Here is a 14,479-nt window from a genome sequence, read left to right as displayed (position 1 = left end):
TTTCTTATCTTATTGTACTCTTCTTTTCGTATATTTCCCGTCAAACTGCACCTCCGGATAATCAGACGACGGTCCTTCGAGCAGGTCTTGACGTTCATCTTTCAAATATTGGTCGAAAAAAGCCCTCACGTATGATCTGGTAATATCGATATTATGCTCTGCGCTCATCTCTTTGGCAAACATCGCAGGAGCCAGCAGGGCTATATCGGTAAAGCTTTGATGGAAAAAGTGATCAATGGTCAGATAATAGGTGTCATTTGTGCTTTTGGTCATGACGGAATCCAGATCAGGGGCAAATTCCTCGTAAAATACCTTGTCTTTTTTGACAGTCGTTGGTTGAAGGCTCTCCGCCGTGCCGCCTGTCATCAGATACATAAACGGCTGCTTTAATCCGGTATGGGAGACGGTTCCCCAGAATCCGCCTTCCAGGCTTACGCCTGCCTTGAAACGCGAATCCTGCGCCATGGCCTCAGCCGTTGTTGCCCCGCCATACGAATGCCCAAAGATGCCGACGCGCTCCAAATCCAGCTTCCCTTCGAACATATGGTCCGGATCGTTTTCGTTCCACTTCGTGATCATATCCAGAACAAAACGCGCATCCGCCACGCGGATACCGACACCTTTTACGTTTTGCTCATATACCTCTGCCGATGTAGGATAGGCAGGATCAGGTTCATAGAAGACTGCTCTGCCATCCGGATACTCGACCTTGGCCGATGTATAAGGATGATCCATGCCTACCACGATATATCCATGGCTGACCAATTCTTCAATAGCCGTCATGCTTTGGAAACGTGTTGAACGGACCCCCGGCGAAAACAGCAGCACCGGGTACTTGTTTTCGGCAGCGGACAACTCCGCTCCGTATACTACATGCGTCGGAATTTCCGTCACATGGCTGAATACCAGCTTGGGAATGCCAAAAACGAGGCTGATCGCTTCGCCCACTTCGGACGGATAATGTTCTTTGGGTTTGCCAACGGCTTGGTTCCGGTCTACCGGATACCAAATACTCACCATGAGCTCCCGCTTATCGTCCGGATCGGAGCTTAAGGTCTCTTGGCGCGAGTCATCCGTTAGATGCCGGGATACGGTGCCGATAGCGTAACTGCCGGTCGGCTCAGGCATCGTAAAGACGGGCAGCAGGATGCTTAAACCGACGGAGACCCCGGCAAAAACCAGCACCACGATCGATAATAAGCTTTTTTTAAGCAGAGACCGCGGTTTGATGATGCCGCCAGGTTTGACCAATCTGCGAATCAATACAATAATCAGCGCCAGCGACACAGCGTAGGCCGGAACCATCTGAATTCGAAAATGCTCGATAATGCCGTGCAGAAGCAAAGCCAGCACCGAAAACGTAAGCAGCCCCGCATCCAAACGCCGATTTTTTCTTATATAAAGAATTCCTCCTGCCACCGCGAGATCAGCCAAAATAACAATAATTTCAAAAACTCTCATGACCACAGCACCTCCAACTTCATCTTTGATCCTTCCGTACGAAGTAGCTTAGAACAAGCATAAACGTTGAAGTATACTGCAAGGTCAAGGTTATTTTTTATTTATAGGTTTGGAGCTCCGCGCCAGTACTATCTCTTATTCAACCAGCGCTTTCTTTAAACGTTCCGTATGAATCCACAGAGCCTTGCGGGAACCATTTTTCTTCAAAATCCCTTCCGCCATAAGCTGATTCAGTGTTTCCGTGACCGTTTCGCGGATATTTCCCGTCATGCTGGCCAGCTCCTGATGCGTCAACTCCACCTTAAGCTTAACCCATTCCGTTTGTCCGGCCCCTTCCGCTTCCGTGCCAGAATTCTCGGCGAATTTTGTGGAGAGTTTGTACAGCAGGAAAAGCAGACGCTTTCTAACGCTGCTGTATGCCATATGCTCAAGGAGTTCTTCCACTTCCTTGATACGCGCCGACATGATCTCAATGAACCTGATCCCGAGTTCAGGCTTCTCGCGAAGGAGAAATTTGAACTGTTCATAGTCCATTGTACAAATGACGGACTCCTCCAAGGCAATCGCGTGTACGTTATGATCCGATACAAGAGAACCGATGTCGCCAAAAATATGCCCTGTACCCAAAACATCAAGCGTTAGTTCTTTCCCTTCAGCCGTCACCGAATAGAGGCGGACCGTTCCGGACTTCACTAGATACAACATTGGCTTCTTGGTATGCGGGGAATAAACGACTGTTCCTTTGGGGACAGGTTCTATAGGGATGCCATCTTCAATCTCTTGCAGATCCGGCGTATCCAACACCTGAAATAAATTGACTCTCGACAGATATTTGATTCTGCTCAAAAAGAGATCACCCGTTTCTTTCGGATTGTAGGCTGGACTACATCTTATGTAGCTTAGTTCAATCTATAATGAGTTTCAATAATAGATGCCCGTTTATAGGGCGAAGGAGAGAAGCCCCTTGTATTATGTACTCATCATCGGTCAATTCATATTGATTGCCATGTTCGCGTTCTCCGCCTACATGAAATTTTCCCGTAACAAAACCATGGTACATCACTGGGAGGAGTACCGCTATCCAATGTGGTTTATGTTCGCAACCGCATCATTGGAGCTTCTGGGCGTACTTGGGCTTATTACGGCTTTCTGGATCCCGGGACTGCTCAAGGCGGCGGCGCTGCTCCTTGCGGTGCTGATGATCGGAGCGGTTCATGCCCATCTTTTCCGTGCCAAACATAAGCCTGCCATGGCGGTCAATGCGCTAGTGATGCTTGCTATAGCTGTCGTTTTGTTATGTGTCTGAGACTTGACTTGCCGAGATCCGCATTACAAAAGCCCTCCTTCAGGGAGGGCTGCTCTTCTTATTTATATATATCGCCCAGATCACAATGCACCCAAAAGCGCTTCTATTTTTTCCTCGGTCCCCGTGTTTTCAATGGGAGTATATACCCTCATCAGATAATCATCTGCTTTCAGATACCATAAACGTGTTGTAGTGAAAAGACAACAAACCTGTCTCAGGATGATTAAGCACCTGGTCTCCTTCCGAGTTCCCGGCAACCTCATGCCGTTCCCACCATGCCCGGAAAGGCTCGCTGTGACCGTGCAGTTTGCAGACTAAGTCTTGATACCATCCATCGTTTATATACATGGCATAACGGTTTCTAAAATGCGCCAGCAGCATTGCAGAGACATTTTCCCAGTTAACGATGCGGTCTTTGGAGACTTCCATCATGAAGGTTCGCCATAGGAGATTTCGCTCGAGTTCTTTCGCCTGTTCCAAATCCCCGCATAAAGTACCCGCCGTCTTGTTCCAAGCCAGAACATTCCACCGTCTGTCGACGACAAAAGCGGGATAGGTCCCCAACCTGTCGAGGATCTGCTTAAGCGCCGGGGGAATGGATTCATCCACTTCCTTAATGGGAGCTACAGCCGGGTTGGCCTTGGCCAGCATGAATAGATAATTGCGTTCATCGCGGCTCAGCCGAAGAGTCCGCACCAGGCTTTCCAGTACCTGCTCGGACACCTGTATATCCCGTCCCTGTTCAAGTGCCGTGTACCATGGCAAAGAAATGCCGGACAAACTTGCAACCTCTTCCCGCCTTAAGCCTGGCGTCCGGCGGCGCGAGGATGATTGCAGCCCCGCCTCATACGGGGAAACCCTGGAGCGGCGGGTCCGCAGAAAATCGCCAAGTTCCTTTCGTCTTCGTTCTGAGTTCATACCAACGATCCTCCCCGTTACCTGATAGTATTTATACCAGTATTCGTACCAATAGTATACGAAGTAATACTACAATTGCTGATCTGTTTGGTTGTTACAGCACTCATTATAATCGACTTACCGCCTGGATAAAAGAAGGAGCGAATACACCGCAATCAGGCATCTGGCAAGACCGGTACATCACAGGGGCAGACCATGAAAATGAAAAGAACGCTCGTACCGCTTTCCACACATTATTCAGAGAAATGAGGGAGTTTGCATGGAAACAACTGAACAAATCAGGCATGACCGTACTTTACAAGGAAAACGGGTGATTCTTCTTGGGGGAACATCGGGTGCCGGATTCGCAACCGCCGCAGCCGCTGCCAAAGAAGGTGCTTCCGTCGTTGTCGTATCCAGCCGCAAAGAACGTGTTGACGCTGCGCTTTTGCGCCTGCCCCGCAATGCGGAGGGGTATGCGGTGGATCTGGCAAATGAAGAAGAGATCCGCGGCTTTTTCAGCCAAATCGGCGCATTTGACCATTTGGTGTTTACGGCCGGCGACCCATTGCTGGTGGAAAATATCGGCGCAATCGATCTGGATTCGGCCCGCAAATCCTTTGAACTGCGGTATTGGGGAGCTTATATGGCCGCTAAATTCGGCAGCGAAAAGATCAGGCCGGGCGGATCCATCACGTTAACCAGCGGCGTTGCCGGAGCCAAGCCGCCGAAAGGTTTCACCATTCCTGCCAGCATATGCGGCTCGATCGAAGCCTTGACCCGGGCGCTGGCGGTTGAACTGCAGCCGCTGCGTGTCAATGCCGTGTCTTTCGGGCTTATGCGCACCGAGATGTGGAACCATATCCCCGAGGAAGACCGGAACATCATGTATGAAACATCCGGCCAAGCCATCCCTGTCGGCCGGGTAGGTGAACCTGAAGACGCCGCGGAAGCCTTTCTGTATTTGATGCGGGAGCATTACTCTACCGGCCAAACGATTGTTGTGGATGGAGGTTCCATATTGGCGTAAACATAAGCAGGCTGCCATTGCAAATGATGGCAGCCTGCTGGTTTATCTCTAACGAAACGTGACATCGCTATTTGCAACAAAAAGGGGGTTTTGAAATGTTAACGAAACAGGGTATCGCTATTAAGCTAAATAAGTGCCCGCAAGCCCGCTTTTATCCCAAATAACGATATATAGTTTCGTTAGATTTCATTTGCTCTTGTTTTTGAGGCAATAGCGCTCTGTAGTTTCGTTAGAGATACCTGGGCGAACGTAGTACATGCTTCTAACCTAATTCATATTCATATGCTCTCTATATTATTTTTTGCGTTCCATACGTACGAGATTGCCGTAGCTGTCGAATTTGGCAATGATGGATTCTTTGCCTTTGCTGGTGAACACATAATCTCCCCAATCTTTGTCCACCTTTAAAGTATAGGAAGAGAGATCCGCGCCGAACAGCTGCTTCGCGACAGGTTTGACGAGTGTTATGCCTTCTTTCTCCGTAAGCTTCTTCAGTTTCTGATTATCACTTGCCCGTTCGATCGTGACTGAAATAAGCTTGCCTGTTTTCCCTTCGACTATGGCAATGGCGTCAACAACAAAAGCCCGGTTATCCTCCTGTATCACGACTCTTTTTTTCGGGAAATCGCCTTTGACTCCCACTTTCCGTGTCAAAACCCACGCATCTTCGCCAGTTTCGCCGTTCGTTTTTCTGCGTTCAATATCCGTAAATGGCTGTACCTTAACCCCCATGCTCTTCACAGCTTTTTCAGCCTCTGCAACGATTTTGCGGTCCACGTCAGCCGCTTTAAATTTCAAGGAATACATCGTCGGTTTTAATGTATTGGTATCCATAGCGATAAACTGACGATCTTCCGAGGCAAAGGTCATCGTGGCTTCCTGCAGCCCTGCTTTATTGCTCTTAAAATAATGAGCCTTGGTAAAAGCAAGCTCCGTTTTCGGATACAGCTGTTTGGCAGCCGCCTGCGCCGCCTTCAAGTAGTTTGCGTAATCGCCGGTGACTTCCGGAATGGTGAACGTAAGCGATACGGTCAACACCTTGCCTGAAACCGCGTCCAGCGAGACGACAACGTTCCGGTCTTTAGATTGAACGATCCAGCTCTCTTTTTTGGTTTTGCCCTCATAATAATCGTTTTTAAACGCTTCCTCCAACTTGAAGGCTTTTCCGTTAGCATATTGTTCAATTGCCTTTTCTGCCGCTTCCGTCAATTTCGGGTCCAAATCGGTATATTGAATGGTTTCCTCCCCTCCCGGGTTTCCGTCCACAGGTGCGGCCATGATCGGGGTTGCAGCGAGGATGCTGCATGCCAGTGTTAACGTGAGGATTTTTTTGATGTTCATATTATAATTGCCTCCTGATTAAAATGGTTTAAGCATGTTTGATGCGCTCATGCGCTCATATGATTAATCTTGAATTCCTTCGCTTGGGATCAGCTCCAGCTTCCAGAAATCGCCCTTGGCGTTGACGGTGCCTTTCATCGTCATGGAGTCCTTTTTCGTAAAGGTGTACTCGTTCAGTTTCACGCTCATCTCGTATCCTTCCAGACGGAGTCCGAATATGGACTGGACCATGGCTCCCACCTTCGCAACAGCCTGCTCTTTCGTATAAAGCGGTACGGCATACTTCTTCCGGGCAGCAGCCTCGTCTCCTGGATCATCATTTTTATAGCTCTGTTCCACCGACCATACCCGGTTTGTTCGTACGCCAACCTTCACGTAAGGATTCATCTCCCGATCCAGCTCCCAGACATGTTCCTTCGGCGTCATTTTCCGGGTCATGCCGGTGAACTGTAGTGGCTTGCTCTGCGAAAATACTTGATAAGCCTGCTCCGCGGCTGCCTTGGCCTGCTCTTCAAAATGTCCCGGCGCATAACGGATGAATGCTTCCTCCACCTTGCCCGTCGCAACATCAATCGTAATCCCGGCCTGCTCAGAGCTGAACAACCAGCGATTCCGCTTCTGCGATCGGTCCCGTATGGCTTCCTTAAACACGATCGGTTGCTCGGGTTTCATCTGACTCAGCGTATCCTCTACGGTCTGACGAAGATTCTGATCCAACTCGCTGTATGGAACCACGCGCTGGACAATGATCGGTTCAGCCGTTTTTTTGTCTACGATGACGATGCTGCCGCTGTTGTCCCTGGCGTACAGGAACCAACGATCCGAATAATCGGCGACGCCAAAGAGCCGTGACGGCTTATCCGGAACCAGCTCATGCAATGCTTGCTCCGCCTTGGCAACAATGCCTGGTTTCAAATCTTCTACGGTCATCTCATATACCGGTTCTTGATGAACCGGCGGGAGCGGCTCTGATGATGGGACAAGCGGAATACTCCAATCGATCGGGGCCTTTTTCGTCCAGGTATCCGTGGACAATGTCAGATTGTCAGGCTTCCGCACAGTATTCGGAAAAAAGAACAATTTGCGATTTCGGTCATTTCCTTCTGCGTCTTGTTCCAAAAGCACTTCTGACGGCACCTGGATCTCTTGACCCTGCCCATCCTTAATGTGCCACTCGATATCGATGACATCGGAACCAAGCTGTTGATCCGCTTCCAGTATCCAACCTTCTCCTTCAAAAACGCTGCGGCCATTCTGGAGCAGCTCAGGCGCTTTTTCCGTCTTAACTCGCGCTTTGAACGTAATACTCTTCCCATTCACCTCCTTCACCAACGGATGTTCTGCCAGTATCTCCGGCTGAAGCTTCACGGATACCTCCTCAGGCAGCCGTTCCAGCCAGTAAACGGAAGTCAGATTTAACGTCAAATCCTGCTTGTCTGTGAAAGGCAAAAATGGATGTGCATATGTCATATGCCCCCGCTCTCCTTGGCTGCTCCAGTACTTCTTAATCAGATTGAAGTCCCCGAGGCCCAGATCCGGACGGTTTATGCCGTCAAATGCGGCGACAATGCTGCCTTGGCGGTTCTTCACCTCATACCGGAGCATCGGATCGCTTTTCTTCCCTTTTCTCCAGTCTTGCGTTTCATTGACTTGCAGCACGACTTCCGACTTGCTTGGTCCATGGCGGAGCTGCTTAAAGTCCACGCTGAAGCCCATCGGCGATATATACCGCTTGTTAATGGGAATCAAAGTCGTCGAGGCCTTTGCCTTCGTCAAATCGATGGGTACCTCCAGATGCCATTTCCCATAGGTACTGCCGATCTGATTGATGTCGAAGCGCACGATGATCCGGTCCGGGAGATCGGACATCGACTGCAGCTCCCGGCCCTTCAGAAGATCGTCAAGGGACATGAACAATATTTGGTTCTGTTCCACCCGCATTTGCTGAAGACTCAAAGGAAGCACATTCCCCTGCTCGTCGACGACTTCATACCGATTGACGTATGGGTTATCGTCAGGTCCGTTTGGAATGAACGTATCAAACAGCCGGGCCGGGTCCATGGGCTTGCCATCCCGCTCAATGCCGTACAAGACCGAAATGCGGAACGCATCATGAATCGCCTCTTTTACCTTGAACGTGATTCCTTGATCCGTTACCTCCTTGTTGATTTGCTCCGCAAATCCCTCATCCGCCGCTTGTTTGAGCCCTTCGTCCGTATGATGAAGCGAAAACCACGATTTCACGTAATCTGCGAACGTTGGAGATGCAGCCGTTCCCAAAGCAACGGCCAACACAAGGCCTGCGGCAGTGATGCCTGCGACTTTGATAGCTTTCACGACCCTGCTTTTCACCGAGAGCTCCCGTTTGGCCTGCCGAACCCCCAATAGGCTGCGCTCATGCAGTTCCTTCGGAATTTCAATCTTCTCGATCTCTTGTTTAATCCGATTGTCTTGGCTCACGATATTTCACCCCTTTTCAGACTTTTCCGCAGTTTGTTTAACCCCCGATATAGAATCGATTTCGTTGAGCCAAGAGGGATCTCAAGCATGTCCGAGATCACTTGAAACGTGTACCCCTGATAATATTTGAGCAAGATGACGCTTTTCTCGTGAGTATCCAGTTCGTCCAGCAGTTCCTGCAGCGTGACCGAGAGAGGAATATCCTCCTCACTAGAACTATCAGCCTGTTGCTCGGTATATTCCGGCGGCAGCGGGATGACCTTTTTCCTTTGCTTCAGGATTGAAATGGACTGGTTGATCGCTATTCTGATGAGCCATGTCTTGAAGTAGTTTGCCTCGCGCAAGCCCGCGATGGATTTGAAAGAGCGGTATGCCGTCTCTTGAACCACATCAAGCGCATCTTCTTTGTTTTTCAGATATGTGTAGGCGATCCGGTATATCGCTTCCTCATGCTGCTGAAACAGCTCAAGAAATGCCTTCTCATTGCCCTTTTGCGCTTTTTTGACGAGCTTATGTATATCCATGTGGCATCGTTATCTCCCTTCCCTCTTACTTATATAGAGTGTAGGAATGAAATTTTGGCTTTGTTTTTTATCAAAATAATTTTATCCCATACTTCATACTTGCATTTGCGATGTTTGCTGCGGTAAAGGGTCGTACCACATCATTTGGAATTTAACTGCTTCACTGAAGAGATTTGAATTAACTGAACCAAAATGAAAAAGACAGAGCCCTTTTGGACTCTGCCTGGTTTACGATTAAAAACTTCTATTGTTCATTGGGAAGTGCTTGAATGATATCCGAGTACACCTTCATTTCAGCGTTAATTGAGCCGCCGCCCCCTTGGTCACCTTTATAGACTGCCGTAGTAGTAGCGGTTCCGTCTTTTCTCGTTTCATAGAAGAGAACGCTATGACGAAAAGGCTCCATGATCGGATCCGTATCGAAAATCATATTAGGAGGAACGTTGCCTGCCGTACGGGAATAATCACTTTCGTCCAATTGGCCCGTTGCGACTGCTTTGCCATTCTGGATTTGCACAAAAGTATAAAAACGGCCGTCAAAAAAAATGTACGTTTCCGCGCTTCCCAGAGGAAATCTATATTCGTGATAGATGCCTGAAACACCAAGCGTTGGTTTAAAATCAGCCGTGATCGGCAAGGAAATTGCAGCTTTTCGAGCAGCGAGCGTATCGTCTTGATAAATGGTTTTCATATCGAACTTATAGTCCTTGGAAGTAACAAAGACCAATCTGCGAATCTCATCATATTGAACGTTATAACCTAAAGTTTCGGTTACAAAACGGATTGGAACGAGCACGCGTCCATCATTGCTTTTAGCGGCTTGGTCCATTTTAATCGGCTGATTGGCTTTATAAGCTATGTTACTGCCTACTGTAATTTTCAAGTATTCCCCATTCTTGTTTTTTACCGCAGCTATTTTAGTAGAAGGATTCCAGCTGTACGACAACCCTAAAGAGGACAAGGATCGAATCGGAATAAACAACCGGGTGTTATCCATGATCGGATGTACATCCATAGAAATGAATTTTCCATTTACATTGACTTCGACGGGTCTTTTTTCATCATCACTTTGCGCTGCATGGGAAATAAGGGGTTGACTCATGAAAACCAGACCTAAAGCTAGAAGCGACGTCATCATTATTTTCCTCATAGCCCGTTCTCCTTATGTTCTTACTTTCTTCTTAGACCGACAAAAAATGAGAGTTTCAACTTCATATCGTTATACATGCCCTTCAAATTTATAACGCTCTTAACTTTGTTTAGTTACAATTTTAATCATTTTCCTACAAAAATTTTAAACAGAAAAGGAGGTTTCAAATCCATTTTCACTTATATTTTTTCTAAAAAATGTACTGCCATCGGATGTGGCCTGCTATAACCCCCACGTTTCCTGCATAATCATAATCAAAATGCATTATGGAGGCGTTTGGTATGAAGGCTAAATATGCAAAAGAATTTTTCTGTTTCCCCGACATATGTATCATGTGCGTGCTGTTCCTGATCAGCTTTGGCTTTCTGATTCCAAATTTGACATCCATCGGGCCATGGATTGCGTTTGCCTTTGGGATGGCCGCATATTCTGCAGCCGAGTATTTCACGCACCGCTTTCTTTTCCACATCAAAACACCCAAGAATCCATTCTTTTTAAAACTGATTAAGCGCTTACATTATGATCATCATGTCAATCCAAACAACTTACATTTATTATTTTTGCCAGTATGGTACACTCTGCCCAACATGGCTATTGCCGGGGCGATCGCCTACTTCCTTACTTCAAGTCTCGTGATCACAAATGCTTTTATCGCGGGGGTAATGATATTTTTATTATTTTACGAGTGGAAGCATTATATCGCCCATCGCCCGGTCCAACCCGTGTCGCCGTGGGGGCGCTGGATGAAAAAGGTTCACCTATGGCATCATTTTAAAAATGAAAACTATTGGTACGGCGTGACAAACCCGTTGTATGACTGGGCGCTCGGGACATTTGAAGATCACAAAAACGTGGAGCTAAGCCAAACCGCACGGAATCTTGAAAAACGGGGCAAATAAAAGCATGACTCTCTGGTAATTCGGCTAGCGCACATAAGAAACGGAACAAACCCGCTAATGTTTTAGCGGGCTGTTATTTTGTTCACGCGTTCTTACTTTTTTTCTTGATCCACCATCTGCTGCTGCGCGAGCCGGATCATTTCGCGAACCATGGAACCGCCGATTTTCCCTCCGACATGACCAACCGATTCGGTTGTCAAATCGCCGTTGCCATCCGGCTTGAGCGGAACGCCTAACTCTTTGGCCACTTCATATTTCACGTCATCCGGATGGTTTGGATCCACATCATAACCTTCGCGTCTCATCACTTCGGCTTTGAATGTCTGCATCCCGCGTTCGGCTCCGGGTACCGCGTATTTCCTGTTTCTTCTGGACATTGCTAATCACCCCAAAATCACTTTTTTGATTAACATGCCCTGAACCGGGAATCGCCATCCTTTATGCAACATCGATCATGCAGGAGATTATTGGTTGCGGCACTTCAACTTATGGGTTAAGCTGCGCAATGGATGTGAGTTCTGTATTCAACACATTTTGATAGTGAATGACATTTCCGGATGAATCCGTTCCGAATACAGTGATGACCGTATCTGTTGGAACCTGTCCGTTGACAAGAAATTGAACCTCGTAAGAAGTATTCCCTGCGATGTTCAAGTTAATGATTTGGCTCGTGTTCGCATTGATATTCAGTAAATTGGCATAAACCAGGGATTTGCTCACCACGTTGTTCCATACGTATACATGATAAACAACGGTAGATGAAAAACTAAGATTATCATTGTCAATGTTCATGACAAGGTTTGTAGCGGGAGCGGTTCCCGTATTCGTAATGATGCCTGTTGTTAAAGCCATGATAGGCCCACCTTTCTAGTAGTTTTAATATATATATATGAAATACAAGTCCAAGTTGTGTAGACCAGCTAACCAGTTATTGTGCGGAAACTACGAGATAGAACCGAGGAACGATGCATCATTCGAAATGTGACTTTATTTCGCCGAAATTTAATGCTCATTTATAGGAAATTCCTATGAAAGCGGTTAATAATAAGGTTCTTTCCACATATTGCGGTAAGAATTCAGTCCTATCTCCTCTTATTTAATTAAGCATAATAGTGTTGAGGCTATTACTTTATCCAAAATAAATTAAATGAAGAGAGGGCTGTCGCTATGAAACTGCTTGGAATTACGTCCTGTCCGAACGGTATCGCCCATACGTATATGGCAGCTGAAAAATTGTCCAAAACAGCAGCCAAACTTGGGGTCGACATGAAAGTGGAAACTCAAGGCACCATCGGTATCGAAAATGAGTTGACACCTGAAGACATTGCGGCCGCAGACGGCATTATCATTGCTGCGGACAAAGCAGTCTTGAACAAAGAACGTTTCAAAGGAAAAAGAGTATTGGAAACTCGCGTTACTTCAGCCATTAAAAACCCTGAAGAATTAATCAAACAATTTGAAACCGGCGAAGTTCCGATTTATGGTGAAGTAGAAGAGGCCACGGGGGATAAGAAGGGAACGCTAAAATCTATCCAGGAAGTGAAGAAAGAACGGAAATCCAAACAAAATCCGATTTATCGCCATCTGATGAACGGGGTATCTTATATGATTCCGTTTGTGGTGATCGGGGGATTACTGATCGCCATTTCCTTGGCTATCGGAGGACAGCCAACGCCGGAAGGCGTGAAAATCCCCGATGGTTCATTTTGGAAAACGGTCAATGATATCGGGGTTGCCGGCTTTACCTTCATGATTCCTATTTTGTCGGGCTTCATCGCGGTAAGTATTGCAGACAGGCCCGGCCTTGTTCCAGGTATGGTGGGCGGATATATTGCCGCAAACGGCAGCTTCTACGGCAGTGCGGCTGGGGCTGGTTTCATCGGAGGCATCATCGCCGGGTTTCTTGCCGGTTATATAGCAAAATTCATCAAAAAACTGAAAGTGCCATCCGTTATTCAACCCATTATGCCGATTCTGATTATTCCGATTTTTTCGACATTGATCGTTGGTTTACTGTTCATTTTCGTTCTGGGGACACCGATTGCTAACCTGATGGAAGCCATGACCAGTTGGCTGAACAGCATGCAGGGAGCCAGCAGTATCGTCCTCGCCATGATCCTGGGTGCCATGATCGCCTTCGATATGGGTGGGCCTTTTAATAAAGTTGCCTTCTTGTTCGGCGCTTCCATGATCGGACAGGGTAATACCTTCATCATGGGTTCTATCGCTGCAGCGATCTGTGTACCCCCGCTTGGAATGGGACTAGCCACCCTGCTTAATAAACGCAAATATGAAGCCGAAGAGCAAGATGCCGGGAAAGCTGCCCTGGCCATGGGATTGTTTGGCATCACGGAAGGGGCTATACCCTTCGCCGCCAAGGACCCTCTTCGCGTCATTCCAAGTATCATCGTTGGCTCGATGGTTGCTGCTGTGATCGCCATGGAAAGTAAAGTAACGGATTCCGTACCGCATGGAGGACCGATTGTTGCCGCATTTAATGCGGTTGGTCATGTGGGTATGTTCTTCGTGGCACTTGCTGTCGGCACCGTTGTCACGGCCGTTTTGGTCAATGCACTGAAAAAAGAAGTTCCTCAAGACTAATCAACGATACAAACGATACAGAGGAGACATCAACATGAAAATTACCGATATTATTAACAACGATCTTATCTCACTGGAACTATCGGGAAATACAAAACAAGCCATCATCTCCGAGATGATCGGCATGCTGAAATCACAAGGACTTCTGAACGATGAGGCCGAGTTCGAACAAGCGATCTATGCCCGTGAAGAAGAGTCCAGCACAGGTATTGGAATGGGCATTGCCATCCCCCATGCCAAAACGGACGCGGTCAAAACTCCGTCACTCGTATTCGGTTTAAAAAAACAGGCTGTTAACTGGGAAAGCATTGATGATGAGCCCGCCAACCTGTTTTTCATGATTGCGGTGCCGAAGGCAAGCGCCAGCAATGATCATCTTGTCATTTTAACCCAGTTGTCCCGCAAGCTGATTGACGATGAATTCCGTGAAAAACTGATGAAGGCTTCCTCCAAGGAAGAAGTACTGGAACTGCTCGGCACTCTCTAATGTTATTACGAAAACAATTAACTCAAATCAAATACAATGAGGTAACCGATTATGCAAAAAGAATTTACTGTTAAAAATCCAATGGGCATTCATGCCCGGCCTGCAGGTGAAATCGTGAAGAAAGCTTCCTCCTTTCCCTGCAAAATCAGTTTTTTAGTAGACGATAAAAAAATTAACGCTAAAAGTATCGTCGGCGTGCTGGCAGCTGGTTTGCACCATGGAGATACCGTCACCGTCGTTACCGATGGGGAAAAAGAAGAAGAAGCCCTCAATGAAATTGGGGCATTGATCGAATCTATTTTGGAATAATCCAAAAGGAGGGG

At 47.4% G+C, this 14,479-nt stretch carries 13 protein-coding genes and 1 pseudogene; 5 read left to right on the top strand and 9 right to left on the bottom strand.

Annotated elements, in window-relative coordinates; genetic code table 11:
* Positions 1-9: 9 nt before the first annotated feature.
* Both L6442_RS00745 and L6442_RS00740 read right to left on the bottom strand, forming a co-directional pair.
* Positions 10-1,461 (bottom strand): alpha/beta hydrolase, encoded by a 1,452-nt coding sequence (locus L6442_RS00745; protein WP_212979364.1) that lies wholly within the window; start codon positions 1,459-1,461, stop codon positions 10-12.
* Positions 1,462-1,596: 135 nt separating this feature from the next.
* The gene (locus L6442_RS00740; RefSeq protein WP_212979365.1) at positions 1,597-2,307 is read right to left on the bottom strand and encodes a Crp/Fnr family transcriptional regulator; all 711 of its coding nucleotides are present in this window, start codon (positions 2,305-2,307) and stop codon (positions 1,597-1,599) included.
* Positions 2,308-2,425: 118 nt separating this feature from the next.
* Between L6442_RS00740 and L6442_RS00735 the strand changes: the two genes are divergently transcribed.
* Entirely contained in the window at positions 2,426-2,767 is a 342-nt protein-coding gene (locus L6442_RS00735; RefSeq protein WP_237100166.1) for a DoxX family protein, read from the top strand.
* Between the two features lie 159 nt (positions 2,768-2,926).
* Here L6442_RS00735 and L6442_RS00730 read toward each other — a convergent pair whose 3' ends face one another.
* Complete coding sequence (locus L6442_RS00730) at positions 2,927-3,685, bottom strand: helix-turn-helix transcriptional regulator (RefSeq protein WP_237100165.1); 759 nt, start codon at positions 3,683-3,685, stop codon at positions 2,927-2,929.
* A 259-nt stretch (positions 3,686-3,944) separates the two neighbouring features.
* On the opposite strand from L6442_RS00730, the gene L6442_RS00725 reads away from it, so the two are divergent.
* Positions 3,945-4,694, top strand: a complete 750-nt coding sequence (locus L6442_RS00725) for an SDR family oxidoreductase (RefSeq protein ID WP_212979367.1) — start codon at positions 3,945-3,947, stop codon at positions 4,692-4,694.
* A 294-nt stretch (positions 4,695-4,988) separates the two neighbouring features.
* On the opposite strand, the gene L6442_RS00720 is transcribed toward L6442_RS00725, so the two are convergent.
* From L6442_RS00720 to L6442_RS00705, 4 genes are all read right to left on the bottom strand, one after another.
* Complete coding sequence (locus tag L6442_RS00720) at positions 4,989-6,035, bottom strand: hypothetical protein (RefSeq protein WP_212979368.1); 1,047 nt, start codon at positions 6,033-6,035, stop codon at positions 4,989-4,991.
* 63 nt (positions 6,036-6,098) lie between these two features.
* Complete coding sequence (locus tag L6442_RS00715; RefSeq protein ID WP_212979369.1) at positions 6,099-8,495, bottom strand: DUF4179 domain-containing protein; 2,397 nt, start codon at positions 8,493-8,495, stop codon at positions 6,099-6,101.
* Complete coding sequence (locus tag L6442_RS00710) at positions 8,492-9,019, bottom strand: sigma-70 family RNA polymerase sigma factor (protein ID WP_212979370.1); 528 nt, start codon at positions 9,017-9,019, stop codon at positions 8,492-8,494. The genes L6442_RS00715 and L6442_RS00710 overlap by 4 nt, the downstream gene beginning before the upstream one ends.
* A 244-nt stretch (positions 9,020-9,263) precedes the next feature.
* Positions 9,264-10,169 (bottom strand): copper amine oxidase N-terminal domain-containing protein, encoded by a 906-nt coding sequence (locus L6442_RS00705; RefSeq protein ID WP_212979371.1) that lies wholly within the window; start codon positions 10,167-10,169, stop codon positions 9,264-9,266.
* Between the two features lie 281 nt (positions 10,170-10,450).
* Between L6442_RS00705 and L6442_RS00700 the strand changes: the two genes are divergently transcribed.
* Positions 10,451-11,068, top strand: a complete 618-nt coding sequence (locus L6442_RS00700) for a sterol desaturase family protein (RefSeq protein ID WP_212979372.1) — start codon at positions 10,451-10,453, stop codon at positions 11,066-11,068.
* A 92-nt stretch (positions 11,069-11,160) separates the two neighbouring features.
* On the opposite strand, the gene L6442_RS00695 is transcribed toward L6442_RS00700, so the two are convergent.
* The gene (locus tag L6442_RS00695; RefSeq protein ID WP_194234648.1) at positions 11,161-11,445 is read right to left on the bottom strand and encodes an alpha/beta-type small acid-soluble spore protein; all 285 of its coding nucleotides are present in this window, start codon (positions 11,443-11,445) and stop codon (positions 11,161-11,163) included.
* Positions 11,446-11,554: 109 nt separating this feature from the next.
* The gene (locus tag L6442_RS00690) at positions 11,555-11,920 is read right to left on the bottom strand and encodes a hypothetical protein (protein ID WP_212979373.1); all 366 of its coding nucleotides are present in this window, start codon (positions 11,918-11,920) and stop codon (positions 11,555-11,557) included.
* Between the two features lie 315 nt (positions 11,921-12,235).
* Between L6442_RS00690 and L6442_RS00685 the strand changes: the two are divergent.
* A pseudogene (locus L6442_RS00685) lies at positions 12,236-14,156 on the top strand (fructose-specific PTS transporter subunit EIIC).
* 51 nt (positions 14,157-14,207) lie between these two features.
* Entirely contained in the window at positions 14,208-14,465 is a 258-nt protein-coding gene (locus tag L6442_RS00680; RefSeq protein ID WP_194234652.1) for an HPr family phosphocarrier protein, read from the top strand.
* The last annotated feature ends 14 nt before the right edge of the window (positions 14,466-14,479 follow it).

The sequence above is a fragment of the Paenibacillus azoreducens genome (assembly GCF_021654775.1).
Classification (GTDB): Bacteria; Bacillota; Bacilli; order Paenibacillales; family Paenibacillaceae; genus Paenibacillus_AQ; species Paenibacillus_AQ azoreducens.
The sequence above is the reverse complement of the archived record's forward strand: the minus strand, read 5'-3'. Positions and strand labels throughout refer to the sequence as shown.

What these genes read in the sequence shown, in the direction of transcription:
- L6442_RS00695 (WP_194234648.1), bottom strand. Translation starts at nt 11,445, where the DNA reads ATGTCCAGAAGAAACAGGAAATACGCGGTACCCGGAGCCGAACGCGGG.
- L6442_RS00710 (WP_212979370.1), bottom strand. Translation starts at nt 9,019, where the DNA reads ATGGATATACATAAGCTCGTCAAAAAAGCGCAAAAGGGCAATGAGAAG.
- L6442_RS00745 (WP_212979364.1), bottom strand. Translation starts at nt 1,461, where the DNA reads ATGAGAGTTTTTGAAATTATTGTTATTTTGGCTGATCTCGCGGTGGCA.
- L6442_RS00730 (WP_237100165.1), bottom strand. Translation starts at nt 3,685, where the DNA reads ATGAACTCAGAACGAAGACGAAAGGAACTTGGCGATTTTCTGCGGACC.
- L6442_RS00725 (WP_212979367.1), top strand. Translation starts at nt 3,945, where the DNA reads ATGGAAACAACTGAACAAATCAGGCATGACCGTACTTTACAAGGAAAA.
- L6442_RS00705 (WP_212979371.1), bottom strand. Translation starts at nt 10,169, where the DNA reads ATGAGGAAAATAATGATGACGTCGCTTCTAGCTTTAGGTCTGGTTTTC.
- L6442_RS00720 (WP_212979368.1), bottom strand. Translation starts at nt 6,035, where the DNA reads ATGAACATCAAAAAAATCCTCACGTTAACACTGGCATGCAGCATCCTC.
- L6442_RS00690 (WP_212979373.1), bottom strand. Translation starts at nt 11,920, where the DNA reads ATGGCTTTAACAACAGGCATCATTACGAATACGGGAACCGCTCCCGCT.
- L6442_RS00700 (WP_212979372.1), top strand. Translation starts at nt 10,451, where the DNA reads ATGAAGGCTAAATATGCAAAAGAATTTTTCTGTTTCCCCGACATATGT.
- L6442_RS00680 (WP_194234652.1), top strand. Translation starts at nt 14,208, where the DNA reads ATGCAAAAAGAATTTACTGTTAAAAATCCAATGGGCATTCATGCCCGG.